Raw genomic sequence first — 19478 nt, 5'->3', positions numbered from 1 at the left:
ATGAGCATTCTTGAACCAACCATCCAACAGCCTAATCTTGATTGGCAATTGTATTATCAACAATGTCATCAGCGATTTTTGAATTATTGGCTTAATTTTGTGCTTGAAAACCCGCGTGATCTCGCTGCTTTTGAGCTGGATGCTGATAATATTTATAATGCTTTGGCAACCGCCTATAACGAAAATCATTCACAATTTTTAGCCAGTGCTGCGGCATTTAGCTATTTTATTGAATATAGTAGCGATATTGAGCGTCGGCATAATTTATCTAATTGGGCAGTTGAAGCCACCCAAACCAGTAATGATCATCAAAGTGCTGCTTCAGTATTGTTGTACGCTGGCCGTTTAGCAACATTTTCTAAATCGTATGCGGTAGCAATGAATTATTTTGAGCAAGGCTTACAACGGGCACGCCAAGCCCAATCACGCTTAATCGAAGCTAGTCTATTAAATGATTTAGGAGCAAGTGCGATTAACCAAGGCTTTTATGATCAAGCCTATGCCTATTTAGAACAGGCCTTAGAAATAGCCCAAGCGCATCAGGATAACGAACTAATTGCCGATATTTTGGTCAAACGTGGGGCTGCTTATTCCAATCGTGGAGCTTACGATGCTGCGCTTGCCGACTTGCAAGTGGCCCTAGCCGCAGCTCGATTAACAAATTATATTGATGTGATAGGTAAGGCCTTGGCTTTATTGGGAACAGTTGAAACCAATCGTGGCAATTATTCAGCAGCTAAAGCTTATTTTTCCGAAGGATTGACGATCTGCCGCCAGTTGAATATTCCTGAGCGGATGAGCGAGTTGTTGAATAATTTAGGCGTGATTTGTATGCGCCAAGGGCTTGATGATCAAGCTGAGGCCTACCTCAACGAAGCTTTTGAAATTGCTCGTAGCCAAGGCCAACAAGAGCGGATGAGCTTTTTATTGGTCTATTTGGGTAGCATCAGCAACCATAAAGGTGCATATGAGCAAGCGTCTCAGCAGCTTAATCAGAGTTTAGCGCTAGCCCGTCAGGTTGGCAATCAATTAATTATCGCGTTCTCGCAAGGTCATTTGAGCGAAACGCTTCGGCGGCAAGCTAAGTATGCTGAGGCCTTGGATGTGGCTAACGCTGGCTATTCGATTGCAACCAGCCTGAATATTCCCTTAATTATTTGTCTTTATTTGCATAATTTTGCTGAGCTTGGGCTGGTGCAAGCTGATTATGGCTTAGCTTTGGAAAAGTTTCAGCAAGGCTACGAGCAAGCCAATGCGATTGGCCTCAAAGAGTGGCAAGGCTTGATGGGCTATGGCTTGGCTCGCACCTATTTGGCCCAAGCGCAGCCTGAGCAAGCCTTAGAATTCGGTCAGGCTAGTTTAGCAATATTGCAGGCAATCGGCCATCGCCGCACCAACGAAGTTCAAGCATGGGTCGCCCAGCTAACGCCGCTATAATACAAGCATCAACAGCTTTGTAGGATAGGAGCTTTGCTATGCCGACGACGATTCAAGCCATCAGTGCCGAAGCGATTAATTTGCCTTTGACCGAGCCGTTTGCAATTGCCAGTGGGGCGCAAGCGGTCGCCGCCAATGTTTTAGTCAAAGTTCAGTTGGCTGATGGCACGCTTGGTTTAGGCGAGGCGGCTCCTTTTCCAGCGGTTAGCGGCGAAACCCAGGCTGGCACAATCGCCGCGATTGAGCGCTTGCAACGCCATTTGCTGGGAGCCGATGTGCGTGCATGGCGCAAACTAGCGGCCACACTTGATCATGCTGAACATGAGGCTGCCGCCGCTCGTTGTGGCCTTGAAATGGCCATACTCGATGCGCTAACTCGCCACTATCACATGCCATTACACGTATTTTTTGGCGGCGTGAGCAAGCAACTTGAAACTGACATGACGATTACCGCAGGTGATGAGGTGCATGCGGCGGCCTCAGCCAAGGCGATTCTTGCCCGTGGCATCAAATCGATCAAAGTTAAAACGGCTGGGGTTGATGTGGCCTATGATTTGGCGCGGCTGCGGGCAATTCATCAAGCAGCGCCCACCGCACCATTAATTGTTGATGGCAATTGTGGCTATGATGTTGAGCGGGCACTAGCTTTTTGCGCCGCCTGCAAGGCCGAGTCAATTCCGATGGTGTTGTTTGAGCAACCGTTGCCACGTGAGGATTGGGCAGGCATGGCCCAAGTTACTGCTCAATCAGGCTTTGCGGTGGCCGCCGATGAATCGGCACGTTCGGCTTACGATGTGCTACGGATTGCCCGCGAAGGTACAGCCTCGGTGATTAACATTAAATTGATGAAGGCTGGTGTAGCTGAAGGCTTGAAGATGATTGCAATTGCCCAAGCAGCTGGCTTGGGCTTGATGATTGGCGGCATGGTTGAAAGTATTTTGGCCATGAGCTTTTCGGCCAATCTGGCGGCTGGTAATGGCGGCTTCGATTTTATCGATCTTGATACGCCATTATTTATTGCTGAACACCCGTTTGTTGGTGGCTTTGCCCAAACTGGCGGAACCCTGCAATTAGCCGATGTCGCAGGCCATGGCGTAGATTTAGCCTAGATCTCCAAAAAGGATGAGATGAGGGATGAAGATTTTAACGCAGAGGCGCAGAGCTAAGGATGGCGATGGGCTGAAGGCTATTGGCTATTGAAGATTCGCAATCTCTGTTCCGATAGCCTAACGCCTATAGCCATTTGACTCATGTTTACATCGTTAGGGCAATTGCAGGCCGCCATTGTTGGCTTTATCTTTGGAAAGCTGGTCGGCGTGGCGGGTGGTTTCGGGCAATCGATATTTGGTTGTACAACGCAACACTAAATCAACAGCCGTGGCATGGCTCACGCGATGACCAGGCGAGATGTAGAGTGGCTTTGTGCCAACTCGCGTTCGTACAACCGCCCCAATCTGTTCACCAGCATCATAGACGGGAACCCACGCGCCTTGCTGATCGGGCACTGGTTCGTGGGTTCCGCATAAATAACTTTTGCCAACGCCAATCGTTGGTAAGTTGGTCAAAACACCCAAGTGAGCAGCAATACCAAAACGACGAGGGTGCATAACGCCCATCCCATCGCATAACAACACAGCGGGCAACTGCTGTAATTGCTCCAAGGCCGCCAACACTGCCGGAATTTCGCGAAACGATAATAAGCCAGGAATATAAGGAAATGTGGTTGGGCGACGAACTAAGGTTTTTTCGATTGGTTGAAGCGTTGGAAAACCCAAGGTCACGATTGCCGCCCGCGTCGTTGCGCCATCATCTTCAAAGGCAGCATCAACGCCAGCCACCGTTTGAAGTGGCTGGGCAAAATCATCGACTAAACGCACTTGATCGCGTAGTTGCAGTTGTAGCTCGATCGCTTGCTCAGGCGTTAAATCCCAGCGATGCACTTGGCTATTTGGAAAACGACTCATCTATTGCCTCATCCAAGATTGATAATAGGTCGGCGCTCAGCTGCCCGATCGGTTAGTACATCGATCAATAATTCGTCGTAATCGAGATGCTGCGCTAACACAATTGTGGCATGAGCATTGCGTTCACGGCCTGCCTGAATAATTTCGGGCAGATCTTCGCGCACATGGCTGCCAAATTGAATAAAATAGGGCACGGCTACAATTTGCTCCAAACCTTGGGCAACCAGCCTATCAAGTGCATCTGCGATACTTGGCTCGTTCAAATCCATAAAACAGACCTGTACTGCCGCCCAAGGTGTTGCTTGGCGTACCCGTTCAGCAACTGCCACAATCGGTGCATTCGAGGCTGGGCGTGGGCTACCATGCACCATCACCAACAAGCCAGCCTGGGCATAATCTAATTCAGGCCATGCTTGATCAGCCCGTTTTTGCACAAGTTGGGCCAAGGCGGGGTGTTCGCCAAACGCTGGGGCCATAGCAAAAGCCACATCAGGATAATTGGCGGCAATCTGCTCAACTTGTTGGCGTAAACTCACTTGGACAAAATAGCCATCGATCAAAAAATAGGGCAAGACGCTAATTGCAGTTGCGCCTTGCGCTACCAAACGAGCAGTTGCTTGGGCCAGATCGGGTTGGCTATAATTGAGAAAGCCTGCTCCCGCCAATTGGGCAACACCCCGTTCACGCAGTCGCGCGGCCAAACGTAGCATGGTTGCGCCCGAAGCCGCCAATAAACTCCCATGACCAATAATCAATAGTGCTTGCATCAGCGAATTCCATTAGTTATTTTTGCAAAAAATCGATCATGTTACGCGCGGTTGCTTGCCAAATTGGGCTAGGATCATGCGCTAGACAGGCTTGATAATCGGCCAACGCTGCATTTGGTTGATCCAACTCCAGATAGGCTTCGGCGCGATAGCAATAGGCCATATACCGCCCAGGATGCGCCGCAATCACCGCGCCAAAATCATCAACTGCTGCTTGGATCGCGTCAGCGCGTAAAGCTAAACTCCAGCGCAGATCGAATGGCTCCTCATAATCGACACTCCAATCCATCGCCTTGTTGTAGGCTTCACGCGCGGTATCCCATTTGCCATCGAGCATAGCCTGATCGCCTTGATCAATATAGATCAATGGAACGGCAGTGCGCCCAAAGTAGATGACTGGATAACATAAACCCACAATTAAAAAACCAATTACGATCGCCCAGCCCAAAGGCAGGCGCTGATACCAACGTTGGCGGGTTGTTGGTAGTGGCGATAACGACTTCGAATGGACTGACATGCTATTTCTCCTCTGTCCCTGCCGATTATTCGTTGAGATTGACTTGGCTGATGAAATGTTCTAAGTTACCCAGTTTCATATCGTTGAGCAAAGCTGTTGGTAATTCGATTACGCCAATGGCATGCTCATAGGCCGCCACATGTTTGAGTAACATCAACGCCAACACTTTGGTATGTTGCGGACTCATCATAATTCGCGCGACTGGCTGAACACTGGCAGTATTATTGCGAACATCTTCGACACAAGCAAAATCGATTGTAAAATCGTAAGGACTGCCGCTAATTTGTACTTGATTAGCATACGCTGCTCGTGATGATTGGTCGCTCATCTATCGTACTCCTTAAGAATGATTTTTCTAAATTCATGGCAGTTTGGTTTGGGCAATGTTGAGGTCTGCTGGTTCAATGCTACAATAGCTCAACCCGTGTGTCCGCGAAAGAAGGAGCCGTTATGAGCGATTCAGAAGCGCAACAGCCCCACCGTCGCAACCAGTTAAACGATTTATCGGGGCGCGAGTGGCTCTATGCAACGCGTTCGATTGCGCTAACTGGCACGCCACCAACGCCGCTCAACGATTTGACGACCGAAGAATGGGCAGCTTGGTCAGCCCCAATTTTAGCTAGTGCCTACCCAACCCGTGGCCCTGCTTCGGCAGCCCATCATATTCGCAAAGCTCATCCATCGCCTAAACCACCAGCCTTGCTCAGCGAAATTATTCGTTTTTTTACCAAGCCCAACGGTTGGGTGCTCGACCCATTTGCTGGGGTTGGTGGCACGCTGCTGGCTTGTGCCCAAACCCAACGCCAAGCAATCGGCATCGAATTATCGCCGCAATATATCGATTTGTATGGACAGGCGGCTGATGCGCTGAATGTGGCTCGTTTGCCTGTCTTGCAAGGCGATGCCCGCGAAGTGCTCAACAGCCCAACTATTCAACAACAACGCTTTGATTTAGTTTTGACCGACCCGCCCTATAGTTCAATGCTTAGTCGAGCGCGGACTGGTCAGCGTCGCAAACAGGGCAACGGCGCAGCCACGCCCTTCACCGATGATCCCGCCGATCTTGGCAATGTCGATTATCCAACCTTTCTGCGTGAATTGACCACGATTGTGGCGCAAACCTTGCAACCATTACGGGTTGGCGGCCATTTGGTGTTGTTTGTCAAAGATCTGCAACCAACCTCAGAGCATCATAACATGCTCCATGCCGATATTGTGTCAGCGTTGTATCAATTATCGCAGCTCCGCTATCGTGGCTATCGCATCTGGTACGATCAAAGTGCAATGCTCTATCCATTTGGCTATCCCTATAGTTTTGTCGCCAATCAGGTCCATCAATTTTTGTTAATTTTTCAGAAGCAAGCAGAGGGCGAATTATGAATCATGGCTGGGCCATCGTCACGGGTGGAGCTCGGCGTTTGGGCAAATCAATTGCGTTTGAATTAGCCCATGCTGGCTACAATTTAATTATTCACTACAATGCGGCGCAGGCTGAGGCCGACCAAACTTGTCGTGAGATTCAGGCGCTTGGGCGTGAAGCATGGGCCTATAGCGCCGATCTGCGCGATGTGGCTGCAATCGAGACAATGTTTCAGGAAATTGGCGAACGTTGTGGCACCTTGGCAGTTTTGGTCAATAGTGCTGCCGATTTTCCGCGCACGCCGATTGGCAGCGTGAGCCAGCAAACCTGGGATGATTTGGTTGCGCTCAATCAACGTGCCCCCTTTTTTTGTGCTCAGGCTGCCGCCAAACTCATGCCTGACCATGGCGTGATTGTGAATATTGCTGATGTTGGTGGTGAAGTGCCATGGCCTAGTTTTGTGCCCTATGGCATGACCAAAGCTGCATTAATCATGATGACCCGTGGTTTGGCTTTGGCTTTAGCTCCCAATATTCGAGTTGGGGCTGTTGGGCCTGGGGTGGCACTTTTGCCTGATGGCTGGCAAGAAGATAGCAACTCATTGAACAAAATTCCCTTGAAACGGCTAGGCGTGCCCGAAGATATCGCCAAAGCTGTGCGTTTTATCGTCGAATCGCCCTATTTTACTGGCGAAACCATCTTTGTTGATGGCGGTCGTCGCTGGGCTTAAGGAGCATCCTAAATCCATGAGTCAATTTTCATTAATCCACGAAGTCGTTAAACCACGCCAAACCGTTGCCGAGGCTAAAGCTCCCTTGTTGGTCATGCTGCATGGCGTGGGAGCCAATGAGCATGATCTGCTGCCTTTGGCTCAATATCTTGATCCACGTTTATGCGTCGTTTCGGCCCGCGCACCACATCGCTACCAAGTTGGCGGCTTTTCGTGGTTCGATATTCATTGGCATGCCAAGGGTTTTAATATTGATACCCAACAAGCCCAACAAAGCTGGGAGACGGTGCAGCGCTTTTTGGGCGAAGCATGCAGCGCCTACGATTGCGATCCTAAGCAAATTTACTTGGGCGGTTTTTCGCAAGGTGCAATTATGAGTTTAGGCGCAACCCTGACCAAGCCCGAATTGATTGCTGGCACAATTTTGATGAGTGGCCGTTGGATGCCCGAAGTTGGCCCGCAAACCGACCGCGAACACATCACCAACAAGCCGATTGTGGCAGTCCATGGCTTATACGATGAGGTTATTCCAATTCAATATGGGCGGGCGATTCGCGATTTTCTGCAAACCCTGCCTGTGCAACTGGAATACCATGAATTTGCTATGGGCCATGAAATTAATTTGGATAGTTTGCAGGTTGTGGTCAAGTGGATCAAGCAGCAGCTTGGCTGATTAAAAGGATGATGGTGGCCGACCAAGATTAAAGATTTTACAAAATAACTATCTAGCATTGAGAAAGCGCCAACGCTTAATCACTGTGACATTCTTTGACACGTCGAAGCCCTATACTAGCTTAAGCAAGGTCGCTGGAACGGCAGCATTCGCAGCGGCATTAGTGCTCAACTGAGCAGAAAGGGTGCTTCAATGTGGCGACATGGTGATGTCCTCATCGCAGCAATTGATCAAATTCCCAGTGATGCAACGCCGCGCAATGGCTCGACTTTAGCCTATGGCGAAGTCACGGGCCATAGCCATCGTTTTAAGCTGGCCGACACTGTGGCACTTTGGCAACGCGGCGATTCTTTGTTTGTCGAAGTAACTGCCGATAACGCCCAACTTATTCATGAAGAACATGCCATGATCGAATTGCCACGCGGTACGTATCGGGTTTGGATGCAACGCGAATATTCACCCCAAGAAATTCGCCGAGTCGTTGATTAATGCTGCGGCTGGTGGTAATACTCTCCCGTTACCACCAGCCCTTGAGGATAGTTCGATGAATGATGCAATGCTGACTGTCGCCACTGCCTTAGCCCAAATTCGCGCTGGGGTCGAAGATTTTGGTGGTCGCCCAATTAATGGCACGTTGGTTTTAGATAACAATATTGAATTTTTGCCACGCGGGCTAGTAGCAACCGCCATCGAAGCCAAAAATTGCACCAAATTGCGCTATTTGCCCAAAGATTTGCATGCAGGTCGCTTGGATTTCAGTGGTTGTACCGGCTTGACCAGCATTCCTGAAGGTTTGCACTGCTTTGAGCTTGATCTCCGTGGTACGAGCATTGAGCATTTGCCCTTGGTGCATGTGCAAAATCGGCTGAATCTGAGCAACAATATTCATCTCAAGAGTTTGCCGCGCAATCTCAAAGTTGGCTCGTTGGTGCTGCGTGGTTGTAGTGCGCTCGAAAGCCTGCCCGAAGGAATTGATGTTAATTTTCTTGATTTGACCGATTGTGTTAACTTTCGGCGTTGGCCAAGCACAGGCCGCATCAGCATTGGGCGGATTGTGGCTCGCAACTGTATCAACATGCCCAATTTGCCCAATTGGCTTGGCGAATTAGCCCAGCTCAGTGTGCGTGGTTGCAGCAGCCTAACCGAATTGCCTGCAGGCTTGGTGGTCCACTCATGGCTGGATTTGGGCAATACTGAAATTAGCGGTTTGCCTGCGGATAGCCAAGTTAGCCAATTGCGTTGGAACGGCGTGCCAATTGATGAGCGGATCGCCTTTCAACCCGAAACAATCAGCGTTAGCGAAATTATCGATGAAGTTAATGTTGAGCGGCGGCGGGTGTTGCTTGAACGCAAAGGCTACGAAGAGTTTTTTGCTCAAGCTGAAGCCAAAGAGCTTGATCGCGACCGTGATACTGGCGGCGTGCGGCGCTTGTTGCAAATGCCCATGCCCAACGATGAAGATTTGGTTTGTTTGGCGGTGCAATGTCCTTCAACTGATCGCCGCTATGTTTTGCGTGTGCCGCCAACTATGCGCAGTTGCCATCAGGCTGCCGCTTGGATCGCGGGCTTCGATAACCCTAATGATTACAAACTGTTGAAAGAAACTTAATCCTACGATTTGCCCCGTGATCAATGATTTGATCGCGGGGCTTGGGTATTTAACGGCGTTTCAAGAACATCGGCATGCCAGCTTTGGCTCGCATGGTAATCGCCATTTCAGGCTTAACTTGGTGGCCTGGCTGTAATTGTGGGTCGTAATGCTGCGCCACACATGCCAGTAATAACGCGCCTTCCATCTCGGCCAAATTATTACCAATGCATTTACGCGGCCCCGCGCCAAACGGCATAAATGCCAAATGGTGGCGGGGCTGATTGGCATTTGGGGCGAAACGGCTCGGGTCAAATTGCAAAGGATTTTCCCAAAAAGCCGGATGTAAATGCAAATTGGTGATGCTGACGATCACTTGCGAATTGAGTGGCAAGTCGTAGCCACCAAGTTGGGTTGGTTTGGTAACGCGCCGAGGCCCAGTAATTGGTGCAGCTGGATACAAGCGCATGGCCTCTTTAAATACTTGCAACGTGTAGGGCAATTGCGGCAAATCGTTGACGCTTGGCGCTCGTCCTTGCAATACCTGATCAAGCTCAGCTTGCAGATTTTGGCGAACTTCAGGGTGTTCGCTGAGCAAATACCAGGCAAAGGTCAAGGTATTGGCAGTGGTTTCGTGGCCAGCAGCAAAAATTGTCAGCACCTCATCGCGAATTTGCTCATCGCTCATGCGCTCGCCAGTCTCGGCATCTTGGGCTTCGAGCAACATATCCAGCAAATCGCCAACTGGCTCAGTGGCAGCCCGCCGTTGTTTGATCAAACCAAAAATCATGCTATCCAATACTTTGCGAGCTTGCATATAGGCGCGATTGCGGCGGGTTGGCATTGGTAAGGGCAAGCTGAACGGGTTAAAAATGCGATAATTTGCATAATCAACTGCTGCCGTAACTGCTGGAGCCAATTTGCCCACCTCGCCTAGCATATCGGCGCTAAACATGGTTTGCATAATAATATCAAGCGTCACTTGCAGCATTTCATGATCCATATCGATCGGTGCTGCATCGGGCAACGCTTGCCAACGCTGGATCATCCGTGTACCTGCGCCATCGATTTTTTCGCCCATGGCTGCGAGGCGTTTGCGGTGAAACATTGGCTGCATCATACGCCGCTGAATGAGCCACGATTCAGGGCTGGGATTAGAAATCAAGCCATTGCCAGCGATAATTTGTAAACCGCCGTTGCCGCCAACCTTGGGGAAATCCCGCTGATGCTCAACCAACACATGCTGGGCATAATCGGGATTTGAGACCACATGTACAATCCGCGAACCAATTTGGTAGCGCACAATATCGCCATGGTTAATAAAATCACGCTGCATCGTTACCAGAAAATCATCAATAAAATCGTGCAAATTGCCAATCAACAGGCGGCCACGTGGGCCTGGGGCAATCAAGGCTGGGCTTGTCAAGGCGGTTTCAGTCATCATCAATTCCTCAATTATTTTTATGCTATCCGTTCGTGTAGTATTTGACAATGACTATACAGTCGGATAGCATAATTTGTCAAGAGCGATTTTTTAGGCAAGAAATGAATTAACAATGAACCAACCTAACGAAAAACTCAGCGGTCGCCAGCCCGACAGCACCGCCCAACAAACCCGCCAACGGATTTTGGTCAGCGCTCGCACGCTCTTCGCAATGCAGGGCTTTGAAGGGATTAGTTTGCGCGACATTGCCAGCCATGCCGAGGTAACCCATGGCCTGTTACGGCATCATTTTGGCTCGAAAGAGGCGGTTTGGCAGGCGGTGGTCGATGCAGCGCTGGCTGAATATCTCGCGGCTTTATTGCCATTGGTCAATAGCGCAATTGCTGAGCAGCACGAACCAAGCGCCGTGATCAAACGCTCGCTCGCTACAATTATTCGGCTCTCGGCCAGCTTTTGCGAAGTGCCATGTTTGATGGTGCACGAAAGTATTACTGGCGGCGAACGGCTGAATTATTTTATGCAGCAATTACGCCCGCTCAGCGCTATGATGCAGCCATTTTTCGAGGCATTGCGGGCTGAAGGTAAATTTCAACAATTTAGCCATCCTACGTTTTTGCTCGCCGTGATTTCGTTGGGGATTTTACCCTTGGCACTGGCTTCGTTCAGTAACGCCTTGGCGCAAATCAATATTCTGGCTGAGGCCGAGCTTGAACAGCATATCGAGCGGGTGATTGCGACGTTAATGCCTTGGACAACCAGTTAATTAAAAAGAGCACGAACTAAGCTTCGTGCTCTGAAGTTTATCTGTAAGTGACGATAATTACTCAGCGCTAATTCCAGCCCGATCGGCCCAACCAGCCGGATCACTGGCCCAATCGCTGATTAAGCTGCGATGTTCGGCCCGAATATAATTTTGTTGGGCCGCTACATCCAGTAAGGTTGAAAGATTGGTCAAGGTCATCAAGCGCACGCCAGCCGCATTAAAGCGCTGTTTGGATTCTTCCATCTCATAGGTAAAGATCGCACAACAATCGGCCACAAGTGCGTTAATCTGACGCAACCCGGCGACGGCATCAAGCGAGCTACCGCCCGTGCTGATCAAATCTTCGATTACGACGACCCGCTGATTGGCTTGCACCCCGCCTTCAACCTGTTGACCACGGCCATATTTTTTGGCTCCTGAACGAACATAGGCCATGGGCAAACTTAATTCATGAGCAACCCAAGCCGCCCATGGCACGCCAGCAGTGGCGGTTCCGGCAATCACTTCGCTGTTCAACAATTCGTCGCTAATTTGCTGGCACATAGCTTCGGTGATGGTGCGGCGGGCGGTTACTTGGGCCAACAACAAACGATTATCGCAATAAATTGGCGAAAGAATGCCCGATGCAAAGCGAAACGGTCGATCGGGCGAAAGCACCACCGCTCCGGCCTCGAGCAACAGTTGGGCGATTGCGGTTGAAGAATGTTTCATATTAGCTCCTATCTGGTACAATAGCGCGAATAGCTTAATTGACGGCGCTCATTACCGCCTAGTTTGGGGAGGTCCCCCACGATGAGAGGCCTAATGCGATTCAACGAGGCAGAACGTATGACCATCAAACATGTCCTTTCATGGGATGAAATTCAATCATTAGTTGAAATTATTAACGAACAATTGCATAATGATTATGATGCCTTGCTCGTTGTTACCCGTGGCGGGATGATTCCAGCCTGCTTGATTAGCCAACGTCGCAACTGGCGCAATATTCTGGTTGCAGCGGTGCAATTTTACACTGGAATTGGCACAACCCGTGAAATCCCTACTTTCTTGCAATTCCCCAGTGATCCGCTGATTGTGGGCAAGAAGTTATTGGTAATTGATGATATTTGGGATAGTGGCCGCACGATCGCTGCTGTGAAACAACGGCTCGATACTGCGGGAGCCAACTATGAGGTTGCGGTGCTGCACTTCAAACCAGGTTCATCGAAGGTCGAAGGCAAGCCCGATTTCTTTGCCGCTGAAACTGATCAGTGGATTGTGTATCCGTGGGAACCACCCACAGATCCAGATGCAGAATAATGCGAATTGCCATCCTCAGCGATATTCATAGCAATTTAGCTGCTTTCGAGGCTGTACTGGCCGATCTTCAAAGCCAAGCGCTTGATCACGTCGTCATTAATGGCGATGTGATCAACGGCGGGCCAGATCCGCGTGAATGCCTTGATTTGGCTCGTGCCACTGGCTACACCTTGCTGGCGGGCAATCATGAGCGTTATATTCGCGATTATGATTTGCCAGTTCGGCCCCCGGAATGGGCTAGCGATCTGTGGAAACCCTCGCTGTGGACGGTCAATCAATTTAGCCAAGCTGAACGGGCTGCATTACATAATCTTGCCACAACCTATCATACCGATGATCTATTGGTGGTGCATGCCTCGCCGCGCCACGATCAAGATTCAGTGTTTGCAATTACCCCGCAACGCGAATTAGCCGCGATGTTTGTTGATACCCCCCAAACAATCATTCGTTCGCACAACCATATTCCCCAATTTCGGCCTTGGGATGGGCGCATGATTGTTACCACCGGAGCAGTAGGCCAGCCGCTTGATGGCAATCCGTGGGCCAAATATGCAATTGCCGAGCGCAAGCCACAGGGTTGGCGGGTCAAACATCGAGTGGTGATCTACGATATTGAAACCACAGTCAAGCGTTTTCATAGCTCAGGCTATTACGAAGCGGCCTACCCCATGAGCCGCCTCTATTTGCGCGAAGTCCAACTTGGTACGCATCATGTTGTGCCATTTTTGCGGCTGCACCAACAATGGCTCAAAGCCGACCCACAACTTAGCTCCGAGCAAGCGATCAAGCGCTTTTTGGAATTATGAAGGATGAATTTCGCTGAGTATCTAGCAATCGAAAAAGAAACTGGAGTCAAGTACGAATACTATCAAGGCCAAGTCTATGCAATGACTGGGGCTAGTGCTCGGCATAATTTAATTGTTAGCAACATTATTGCTAGTCTACATCAGCAATTACGCCAAAGCCCTTGTCGAGTTTTCCCTAGCGATCTCCGCTTACAAATTAGTCAAACAGGTTTGTATACCTATCCTGATATTTCAGTTGCCTGTGGAACCTTGGAATTTGGCAGTGAACGCCCTGATACCTTGCTTAATCCAACATGTTTAATTGAAGTGCTATCGCCAAGTACCGAAAATTATGATCGTGGCATGAAATTTGAACACTATCGAACCATCAGCAGCTTGCAAATTTATCTTGTGATTGCGCAAGATCGCTGCCATTGTGAGTTGTATCTGCGCCAAACTGATCATCGTTGGTTATTGATCGAGTTTTGGTCGCTCGAACAAACAATTCAGCTTGAGGCGATTAATGCGCAACTCAAGCTGAATGATGTGTATGAATATATTGAATTAGCTTAATTTTCGATCAGCGCTGCCAAACCTGGCATATCTAAGACCAACACATGGCCGCGAGCCAATTCCACCAAGCCCTCATCGGACATTTGGCGCAAGGTTCGGCCAATAATCTCGCGCACCGTGCCTGCACGAGCTGCCAATTCTTGATGGGTTAAGGCAGCGGTTCCATCAGCGGCCTCGTGCAATAAAATTCGTGCCAAACGTGCCCGTACTGTGCGAAACGCCAAATCTTCCAGCAGCACCGCCAAATCACGCGCTTGGGCCGCCAGATCGCGCAGCAAAATCAAGGTGAATTCAGGATGGCTGCGTAACACATCGGGCAAGGCGGCGGTTGGCAAATGCACACAGCGGGTTGGAGCCATGGCGCGGGCGGTTGCCGGAGCTGGCCCAGCATCAACAAACGGTTCGATATTAAACAACTCGCCAGTTTCAGCAATTGAGAGCACCTGTTCACGGCCATCGCTGGCGGTACGTGAAAGCCGCACCCGCCCCTCGAGAATGCCAAATAAGCCAAACCGCGGATCATCTTCCAGCACCAAATATTGGCCTGGCCGAAACGAACGAACTTCCATCGCCCGAGCAAGATCGCGCAAAGCTAATGGATCGAGCGCAGCAAAACGGGTAAATTGCCGCAGAACTTCAACGTCAACACTCATATCAAACAGCGCCTCATGCGCGAAATTGTTACTATTAGGGGATCGGGGATCGGTTGTTGGGGGTTGGAATTCAACAACCAACATCCAATACGATTAATTGTATGCCGAACACGAGCTATCAAATCAACAAACCAAGCGTCGCGAACCAATCCCGATCCCCGATCCCCAAGCACCGATCCCCACCTCTTTCACCTAGTGTAGCATAGCCCCAACAAATTGTGATATTATGTGCAAATAATCTAAAATTGAATTGTTTGAGGATTGATACAATCATGACTCGTCAAAAAGTGCTCGTAACAGGCGGCGCAGGCTTCCTTGGAATTAACCTTTTGCGCTACCTTGATGCTAAAGGCTACGACTTAGTTTCCTATGATTTTGCCGATTGGACCTATACCGATCTCAAAGATCATATCACGATTGTTAAAGACGACATTCGCAACGTCGCTGGGCTTGATCGGGCCATGCAAGGCGTTGATTTCGTTGTGCATACTGCTGCGGCCTTGCCACTGTATCCAGCTGAAGATATTTTTTCGACCGATATTGATGGCACGCGCAATGTGCTGGAAGTTGCCAAAAAACATGGCGTAAAACGGGTGGTACATATCTCGTCAACCGCTGTCTATGGCATTCCCGACCATCATCCATTGGTTGAAAACGACCGCTTGGATGGCGTTGGGCCATATGGCAAAGCCAAAGTTATGGCCGAATATGTGGCCTTGGAATATCGCGCTAAAGGCATGGAAGTGCCGATTATTCGTCCAAAATCGTTTATCGGGCCAGAACGGCTCGGTGTTTTCGCTTTGCTCTACGATTGGGCGATCGACGGCCACAACTTTCCAATGATTGGCAATGGCAAAAATCGCTATCAATTGCTTGATGTAGAAGATCTCTGCGATGCGATTTATCTGTCGATGACCTTGCCTGCTGAGGTTGCCAACGATACCTTCAATGTTGGCGCAAAAGAATTCGCCACCATGAAGGAAGATTATCAAGCAGTGCTCGATTACGCTGGCCATGGCAAAAAGATCATCGGTTCACCAGCAACTCCCGCCATCTGGACGCTGCGAGCCTTGGAATTTTTGCGGGTTTCACCGCTCTACAAGTGGGTTTATGAAACCGCCTCGAAAGACTCATTTGTCTCAATCGAGAAAGCCGAAACTCAACTTGGCTGGAAGCCCAAATTCTCCAACCAAGATGCCTTGATTCGCAACTTCAAGTGGTATATTGACAATCGTAACTCGTTTGCCAATGCTTCAGGGGTGACCCACCGCGTGCCATGGAAACAAGGCGCGATTGGTTTGCTCAAAAAAGCCTTCTAAAAAATTACTACGTCTAGCGTATAATTGCTGGGCGTAGTTTTTTTATTTAATTCGATATGAGGTATCTATGCCCTTAGCAATTGCCGTTCACGGTGGCGCTGGCGATATTCCCGATGCATTACGCCCAGACCACGCTGCTGGAATTCAAGCTGCATTGCAAGCAGGCAAGGCGGTGTTGCAAGCTGGTGGCACGGCACTTGAAGCCGCTACCGCCGCAGTAATTGTCTTGGAAGATTTGCCCGCCTTCAATGCTGGCTATGGCAGTGTGCTCAATCGCGAAGGTTTTGTGCAAATGGATGCTGGCTTGATGGATGGCACGAGCCTTGATGTAGGTGCAGTTGCCGCCGTCGAAGGCATCAAAAATCCCATTTTGGCCGCGCAAGCGGTGCTTAAAACCCCGCATATTTTGTTTGCCAAAGCCGATGCCGAGGCAGTTGCGCGGGCAGCAGGCGTTGAATTTGTCGATAATGCCAGTCTGATCACGCCTCGACGGCATGCCCAATGGGCTAGTGGCGATCGCGATTTCAAAGTTGATTCGGGCAGCACTGATAGCGAAACAATTGCCGATACTGTCGGGGCTGTAGCACTTGATGGTTTGGGCAATATTGCAGCGGCAACCTCAACTGGTGGCATGAGCGGTAAGCCCCTAGGCCGCATCGGCGATTCGCCAATTCCTGGCGGTGGGTTTTATGCCGATAGCCATGCTGGTGGTTGTTCGACCACAGGCTGGGGCGAAACTATTGCCCGCGTATTGCTGGCTCGGCGGTCGATCGAAAACCTTGAACGCGGCATGGATGTGCAAGCTGCTGCTGAAGCTGCTGTCGCCGTGCTCGGCCAGCGGATCGAAGGTGGTGAAGGTGGTTTGATTTTGGTTGCTAGCAATGGCCAAATTGGTGCAGCCTTCAACTCGCAGCGCATGACCCACGCCTACTGGAGCAACCTCGACGACCAAGAACAGATTATCGCCTAAAATATAGAGCGCTGCTTTGGTTCAAGGTAGCGCTCTTATATTGATTAAACCTCAGATTCCTCGCGATACATCCGCTCTAACGCCTCGACCGCGCGATTCATCAGCTCCAAAAATTGGGCTTGATCGCTGGGCGAAAGCCCACTCAGTAGCTGGGTAAAGCGATCAAGATGGGCATTGTGCATCTCGGCGAGCATCCGCGAACCATCAGCGCTCAGCTGTAACAACACCCGCCGACTATCAACCTGATCGGGCAGGCGTTCGAGTAGACCACTGGCCTCAAGCTTGCGGGTGAGCACCGTGACTGAAGGTGGGGTCATCGCCAACGCTTCGGCCAAATCCTTCATCGGCAGGCCTGGTTGGTGCTCCAAAATAAACATCGCCCGCAGATGCGAATGCGATAACCCTAGCTCATGGATTTTGGCATAGGCTCCATCCAAGGGCATGCGCTTGGTACGATCGATCAATTGAATGAATTGTTGGGCATATTCACGGCTTGTTGTCATAATAGGTCACTATATCTAACGGCTGCATTGCCGCTTACAATTTAGTTAAGTTAACTAACTATCTTGATCATACTGCAAAATAAGGCAGCGTCAAGTAGCAGATTGTTAAAAATAAGGCGATCATTCCGACCAAAACGCGGTATGATAGCAGCGCACCGTTCCTAGAGAAGGATCTGGATTTTATGAGCGAACAACCAGCGTTTGATCCGACGATTATTCGTAGCAAAGCCTTGATTATTAGCGATTATAGCGGCGATTTGGCCAAACTTGAGCTTGTCGAGCGCAGTTTACGCCCACTCAAGCCGCATGAAGTCTTAGTCAAAGTCGCTGCCACCCCGATCAATCCCTCAGATATGATGTTTATCAATGGTGTTTATGGTATCACAAAGCCGCTGCCTGCCGTGCCTGGCTTCGAAGGTAGTGGCACAATTGTGAGCACTGGTGATCAATTATATAGCAAAGTGCTGCTGGGCAAGCGGGTTTCGTTTGCCACCCAATCGCCCGATGATGATGGCGCGTGGGCTGATTATGTGATTGTGGCGGCGCGTCAATGTCTGCCCTTGGCTGATAGCCTGAGTTTTGAGCAAGCCGCCTCAGCGATTGTCAATCCAGTGAGTGCTTGGGCTTTGCTCGAAATTGCCCGTCAGCGCAATGCCAAAGCCTTAGTGCAAACCGCCGCTGCCAGCCAATTAGGCCGGATGTTGGTACGCTTAGCGCAACGCGAAAAAATAACCCTGATCAACATTGTGCGACGGCCAGAGCAGGTTGAATTATTGCGGGTTTTAGGGGCCGAGTATGTGCTTAATTCCAATAGCTCTGATTTTGCTGAGGAACTTGCCAGCCTATGCGCAGCCCAGCAAGCCAATTTGGCCTTTGATGCAGTCGGCGGGGAATTAGTTGGGCAAGTGCTCAAAGCGATGCCCAAGGGGAGCACGCTGATGGTGTATGGCGCATTGGCTGATGGTGCATGCCAAATCGATCCACGAAGCTTGATCTTTGAAAATAAACATGTGACGGGCTTTTGGCTGACCGATTGGATTAGCCAGATCAACCCTTTGAATTTTGCGCGGATTACCAAAAATATCCAAAAATTGTTGATTGATGAGCTGGCTTCAACGATTCAAGGGCGCTTCAAGCTTTCTGAAGCCCAAAACGCCCTTGAACTGTATCAAAAGAATATGACTGGTGGCAAAGTGTTGTTCACGCCTTAGTAGGCCGTGTTCATATCCAATAAGCCTTTTTCTTTGGCTCGATGCTCGGCGCGGCGCTGCAATGGAATCGAAATTACCGCCATTGCCACGGCTGCGCCAACCAAAATTAATAGTAGATTGCTGGTGCTCAATTGCTCAAGCCCGGTTTTATAGGCTGGATTGCGTGCATCGACCCATAAAGCACGGCGCATGCCCTCAAGCCAATAGGTTAACGGCACAGCGCGAGCAATCGTTTGCATCCAAATCGGTAGCACCGTGATTGGAAATAAGGCTCCGGTAAAAAGGTATAGCGCCCCGGAAACTGCTTGACCGACAAAACCTGCATGGCGGGCGATCATCAACGTCACGCCAGCCAAAATCTGGGCGGCAAAGGTGACAATCAATAAACCAAGTACGACAACTGCTAGCAGCAACGGCCAATCGATCGTGCTTAGCTGAATTGGAATATCGAGCACTAATGCGCCAAAGGTCAAGGTGAGCGGCACTGCCAAGAAATTGACTGAAACTTTGGCAAAGCCACGGCCCCACAAATAGCCATACATCGACGATGGCGTGATCGCAATATATTTGAGCATGCCCATTCGTTCGCGATCTTCGAGTACCGCCCATGCCATGCTATCGAGCAACAAAGCCACAATCGAATACACCACAGTGCCAATAAACACGTAGGGCAACAGATCGGCCCCATTCACATTGCCAGTGCGCTGCAACACCCGCAGCATCATGGTCATAATCAAACCATTCGACATTGGCACTAACAATGACCACAAAATATAAAAAAGCGGATTCGTCCAGTTACTTTCGGTTTTCCAGCCCAACCAAAAGCCCACCCGAAACGCCTGCAAAAATCGCTGCATAGAAACCCCTTTTAGAAGGATGAATTATGAAGGATGAAGGATGAAAGTAGAGTTTTGATAGTGGC

The 19478-nt window shown here is 49.9% G+C and carries 23 protein-coding genes; 14 read left to right on the top strand and 9 right to left on the bottom strand.

Annotated features, from left to right (window positions below; genetic code table 11):
• Entirely contained in the window at nucleotides 1-1437 is a 1437-nt protein-coding gene (locus LCH85_05780) for a tetratricopeptide repeat protein (protein ID MCA0351487.1), read from the top strand.
• Between the two features lie 38 nt (nucleotides 1438-1475).
• Complete coding sequence (locus LCH85_05775) at nucleotides 1476-2546, top strand: dipeptide epimerase (protein ID MCA0351486.1); 1071 nt, start codon at nucleotides 1476-1478, stop codon at nucleotides 2544-2546.
• A 153-nt stretch (nucleotides 2547-2699) separates the two neighbouring features.
• Here LCH85_05775 and nfi read toward each other — a convergent pair whose 3' ends face one another.
• From nfi to LCH85_05755, 4 genes are read right to left on the bottom strand one after another with little or no spacing between them, the layout of a single operon-like run.
• Nucleotides 2700-3401: a deoxyribonuclease V gene (gene nfi / locus LCH85_05770; GenBank protein MCA0351485.1), complete on the bottom strand. Its 702-nt coding sequence runs from the start codon at nucleotides 3399-3401 to the stop codon at nucleotides 2700-2702.
• An 8-nt stretch (nucleotides 3402-3409) separates the two neighbouring features.
• Nucleotides 3410-4168 (bottom strand): sirohydrochlorin chelatase, encoded by a 759-nt coding sequence (locus LCH85_05765; GenBank protein MCA0351484.1) that lies wholly within the window; start codon nucleotides 4166-4168, stop codon nucleotides 3410-3412.
• A 16-nt stretch (nucleotides 4169-4184) separates the two neighbouring features.
• Nucleotides 4185-4685, bottom strand: coding sequence for a hypothetical protein (locus LCH85_05760; GenBank protein ID MCA0351483.1), 501 nt, complete (start codon nucleotides 4683-4685; stop codon nucleotides 4185-4187).
• Nucleotides 4686-4710: 25 nt separating this feature from the next.
• A complete protein-coding gene (locus LCH85_05755) occupies nucleotides 4711-5013 on the bottom strand; it encodes a DUF3467 domain-containing protein (GenBank protein ID MCA0351482.1) in 303 nt (100 codons plus the stop codon).
• Nucleotides 5014-5135: 122 nt separating this feature from the next.
• On the opposite strand from LCH85_05755, the gene LCH85_05750 reads away from it, so the two are divergent.
• The 5 genes from LCH85_05750 to LCH85_05730 all read left to right on the top strand — a co-directional run bounded on the left by LCH85_05750 (nucleotide 5136) and on the right by LCH85_05730 (nucleotide 9057).
• Nucleotides 5136-6065 carry an RsmD family RNA methyltransferase gene (locus LCH85_05750; protein ID MCA0351481.1) on the top strand — a complete coding sequence of 310 codons (930 nt, stop codon included), beginning with the start codon at nucleotides 5136-5138 and terminating at the stop codon, nucleotides 6063-6065.
• A complete protein-coding gene (locus LCH85_05745; GenBank protein ID MCA0351480.1) occupies nucleotides 6062-6775 on the top strand; it encodes an SDR family oxidoreductase in 714 nt (237 codons plus the stop codon). The genes LCH85_05750 and LCH85_05745 overlap by 4 nt, the downstream gene beginning before the upstream one ends.
• A gap of 16 nt (nucleotides 6776-6791) precedes the next feature.
• Nucleotides 6792-7448, top strand: a complete 657-nt coding sequence (locus tag LCH85_05740; protein ID MCA0351479.1) for an alpha/beta hydrolase — start codon at nucleotides 6792-6794, stop codon at nucleotides 7446-7448.
• A gap of 192 nt (nucleotides 7449-7640) precedes the next feature.
• On the top strand, nucleotides 7641-7937 hold the full coding sequence (locus LCH85_05735) for a hypothetical protein (GenBank protein MCA0351478.1): 297 nt from the start codon (nucleotides 7641-7643) through the stop codon (nucleotides 7935-7937).
• A gap of 55 nt (nucleotides 7938-7992) precedes the next feature.
• The gene (locus LCH85_05730) at nucleotides 7993-9057 is read left to right on the top strand and encodes a hypothetical protein (protein ID MCA0351477.1); all 1065 of its coding nucleotides are present in this window, start codon (nucleotides 7993-7995) and stop codon (nucleotides 9055-9057) included.
• A gap of 49 nt (nucleotides 9058-9106) precedes the next feature.
• Here the strand turns inward: LCH85_05730 and LCH85_05725 are convergent, their stop codons facing one another.
• Nucleotides 9107-10480, bottom strand: coding sequence for a cytochrome P450 (locus tag LCH85_05725; GenBank protein ID MCA0351476.1), 1374 nt, complete (start codon nucleotides 10478-10480; stop codon nucleotides 9107-9109).
• A 112-nt stretch (nucleotides 10481-10592) separates the two neighbouring features.
• Between LCH85_05725 and LCH85_05720 the strand changes: the two genes are divergently transcribed.
• Nucleotides 10593-11243, top strand: a complete 651-nt coding sequence (locus LCH85_05720) for a TetR/AcrR family transcriptional regulator (protein ID MCA0351475.1) — start codon at nucleotides 10593-10595, stop codon at nucleotides 11241-11243.
• 57 nt (nucleotides 11244-11300) lie between these two features.
• Here LCH85_05720 and pyrE read toward each other — a convergent pair whose 3' ends face one another.
• On the bottom strand, nucleotides 11301-11954 hold the full coding sequence (pyrE, locus tag LCH85_05715) for an orotate phosphoribosyltransferase (GenBank protein ID MCA0351474.1): 654 nt from the start codon (nucleotides 11952-11954) through the stop codon (nucleotides 11301-11303).
• A gap of 93 nt (nucleotides 11955-12047) precedes the next feature.
• On the opposite strand from pyrE, the gene LCH85_05710 reads away from it, so the two are divergent.
• Genes LCH85_05710 through LCH85_05700 form a run of 3 tightly spaced genes read left to right on the top strand, consistent with a single transcriptional unit; the run spans nucleotide 12048 to nucleotide 13900 of the window.
• The gene (locus LCH85_05710) at nucleotides 12048-12542 is read left to right on the top strand and encodes a phosphoribosyltransferase (GenBank protein MCA0351473.1); all 495 of its coding nucleotides are present in this window, start codon (nucleotides 12048-12050) and stop codon (nucleotides 12540-12542) included.
• Nucleotides 12542-13348, top strand: coding sequence for a metallophosphoesterase family protein (locus LCH85_05705; GenBank protein MCA0351472.1), 807 nt, complete (start codon nucleotides 12542-12544; stop codon nucleotides 13346-13348). The genes LCH85_05710 and LCH85_05705 overlap by 1 nt, the downstream gene beginning before the upstream one ends.
• A gap of 3 nt (nucleotides 13349-13351) precedes the next feature.
• The gene (locus tag LCH85_05700; protein MCA0351471.1) at nucleotides 13352-13900 is read left to right on the top strand and encodes a Uma2 family endonuclease; all 549 of its coding nucleotides are present in this window, start codon (nucleotides 13352-13354) and stop codon (nucleotides 13898-13900) included.
• On the opposite strand, the gene LCH85_05695 is transcribed toward LCH85_05700, so the two are convergent.
• Entirely contained in the window at nucleotides 13897-14553 is a 657-nt protein-coding gene (locus LCH85_05695) for a Crp/Fnr family transcriptional regulator (protein MCA0351470.1), read from the bottom strand. The genes LCH85_05700 and LCH85_05695 overlap by 4 nt on opposite strands.
• A 272-nt stretch (nucleotides 14554-14825) precedes the next feature.
• Between LCH85_05695 and LCH85_05690 the strand changes: the two genes are divergently transcribed.
• A complete protein-coding gene (locus tag LCH85_05690; GenBank protein MCA0351469.1) occupies nucleotides 14826-15872 on the top strand; it encodes an NAD(P)-dependent oxidoreductase in 1047 nt (348 codons plus the stop codon).
• Nucleotides 15873-15939: 67 nt separating this feature from the next.
• Complete coding sequence (locus LCH85_05685) at nucleotides 15940-16842, top strand: isoaspartyl peptidase/L-asparaginase (GenBank protein ID MCA0351468.1); 903 nt, start codon at nucleotides 15940-15942, stop codon at nucleotides 16840-16842.
• A gap of 44 nt (nucleotides 16843-16886) precedes the next feature.
• Here the strand turns inward: LCH85_05685 and LCH85_05680 are convergent, their stop codons facing one another.
• Entirely contained in the window at nucleotides 16887-17345 is a 459-nt protein-coding gene (locus LCH85_05680; GenBank protein ID MCA0351467.1) for a MarR family transcriptional regulator, read from the bottom strand.
• A 182-nt stretch (nucleotides 17346-17527) separates the two neighbouring features.
• Here LCH85_05680 and LCH85_05675 point away from each other — a divergent pair, with 182 nt between their 5' ends.
• A complete protein-coding gene (locus LCH85_05675) occupies nucleotides 17528-18556 on the top strand; it encodes a zinc-binding dehydrogenase (protein MCA0351466.1) in 1029 nt (342 codons plus the stop codon).
• On the opposite strand, the gene LCH85_05670 is transcribed toward LCH85_05675, so the two are convergent.
• Nucleotides 18553-19413, bottom strand: coding sequence for an ABC transporter permease (locus LCH85_05670; protein ID MCA0351465.1), 861 nt, complete (start codon nucleotides 19411-19413; stop codon nucleotides 18553-18555). The genes LCH85_05675 and LCH85_05670 overlap by 4 nt on opposite strands.
• Nucleotides 19414-19478 lie beyond the last annotated feature (65 nt).

Source organism: Chloroflexota bacterium, assembly GCA_020161265.1.
Classification (GTDB): Bacteria; Chloroflexota; Chloroflexia; order Chloroflexales; family Herpetosiphonaceae; genus Herpetosiphon.
The sequence above is the reverse complement of the archived record's forward strand: the minus strand, read 5'-3'. Positions and strand labels throughout refer to the sequence as shown.

What these genes read in the sequence shown, in the direction of transcription:
- LCH85_05780 (MCA0351487.1), top strand. Translation starts at nt 1, where the DNA reads ATGAGCATTCTTGAACCAACCATCCAACAGCCTAATCTTGATTGGCAA.
- LCH85_05775 (MCA0351486.1), top strand. Translation starts at nt 1,476, where the DNA reads ATGCCGACGACGATTCAAGCCATCAGTGCCGAAGCGATTAATTTGCCT.
- nfi (MCA0351485.1), bottom strand. Translation starts at nt 3,401, where the DNA reads ATGAGTCGTTTTCCAAATAGCCAAGTGCATCGCTGGGATTTAACGCCT.
- LCH85_05765 (MCA0351484.1), bottom strand. Translation starts at nt 4,168, where the DNA reads ATGCAAGCACTATTGATTATTGGTCATGGGAGTTTATTGGCGGCTTCG.
- LCH85_05760 (MCA0351483.1), bottom strand. Translation starts at nt 4,685, where the DNA reads ATGTCAGTCCATTCGAAGTCGTTATCGCCACTACCAACAACCCGCCAA.
- LCH85_05755 (MCA0351482.1), bottom strand. Translation starts at nt 5,013, where the DNA reads ATGAGCGACCAATCATCACGAGCAGCGTATGCTAATCAAGTACAAATT.
- LCH85_05750 (MCA0351481.1), top strand. Translation starts at nt 5,136, where the DNA reads ATGAGCGATTCAGAAGCGCAACAGCCCCACCGTCGCAACCAGTTAAAC.
- LCH85_05745 (MCA0351480.1), top strand. Translation starts at nt 6,062, where the DNA reads ATGAATCATGGCTGGGCCATCGTCACGGGTGGAGCTCGGCGTTTGGGC.
- LCH85_05740 (MCA0351479.1), top strand. Translation starts at nt 6,792, where the DNA reads ATGAGTCAATTTTCATTAATCCACGAAGTCGTTAAACCACGCCAAACC.
- LCH85_05735 (MCA0351478.1), top strand. Translation starts at nt 7,641, where the DNA reads ATGTGGCGACATGGTGATGTCCTCATCGCAGCAATTGATCAAATTCCC.
- LCH85_05730 (MCA0351477.1), top strand. Translation starts at nt 7,993, where the DNA reads ATGAATGATGCAATGCTGACTGTCGCCACTGCCTTAGCCCAAATTCGC.
- LCH85_05725 (MCA0351476.1), bottom strand. Translation starts at nt 10,480, where the DNA reads ATGATGACTGAAACCGCCTTGACAAGCCCAGCCTTGATTGCCCCAGGC.
- LCH85_05720 (MCA0351475.1), top strand. Translation starts at nt 10,593, where the DNA reads ATGAACCAACCTAACGAAAAACTCAGCGGTCGCCAGCCCGACAGCACC.
- pyrE (MCA0351474.1), bottom strand. Translation starts at nt 11,954, where the DNA reads ATGAAACATTCTTCAACCGCAATCGCCCAACTGTTGCTCGAGGCCGGA.
- LCH85_05710 (MCA0351473.1), top strand. Translation starts at nt 12,048, where the DNA reads ATGCGATTCAACGAGGCAGAACGTATGACCATCAAACATGTCCTTTCA.
- LCH85_05705 (MCA0351472.1), top strand. Translation starts at nt 12,542, where the DNA reads ATGCGAATTGCCATCCTCAGCGATATTCATAGCAATTTAGCTGCTTTC.
- LCH85_05700 (MCA0351471.1), top strand. Translation starts at nt 13,352, where the DNA reads ATGAATTTCGCTGAGTATCTAGCAATCGAAAAAGAAACTGGAGTCAAG.
- LCH85_05695 (MCA0351470.1), bottom strand. Translation starts at nt 14,553, where the DNA reads ATGAGTGTTGACGTTGAAGTTCTGCGGCAATTTACCCGTTTTGCTGCG.
- LCH85_05690 (MCA0351469.1), top strand. Translation starts at nt 14,826, where the DNA reads ATGACTCGTCAAAAAGTGCTCGTAACAGGCGGCGCAGGCTTCCTTGGA.
- LCH85_05685 (MCA0351468.1), top strand. Translation starts at nt 15,940, where the DNA reads ATGCCCTTAGCAATTGCCGTTCACGGTGGCGCTGGCGATATTCCCGAT.
- LCH85_05680 (MCA0351467.1), bottom strand. Translation starts at nt 17,345, where the DNA reads ATGACAACAAGCCGTGAATATGCCCAACAATTCATTCAATTGATCGAT.
- LCH85_05675 (MCA0351466.1), top strand. Translation starts at nt 17,528, where the DNA reads ATGAGCGAACAACCAGCGTTTGATCCGACGATTATTCGTAGCAAAGCC.
- LCH85_05670 (MCA0351465.1), bottom strand. Translation starts at nt 19,413, where the DNA reads ATGCAGCGATTTTTGCAGGCGTTTCGGGTGGGCTTTTGGTTGGGCTGG.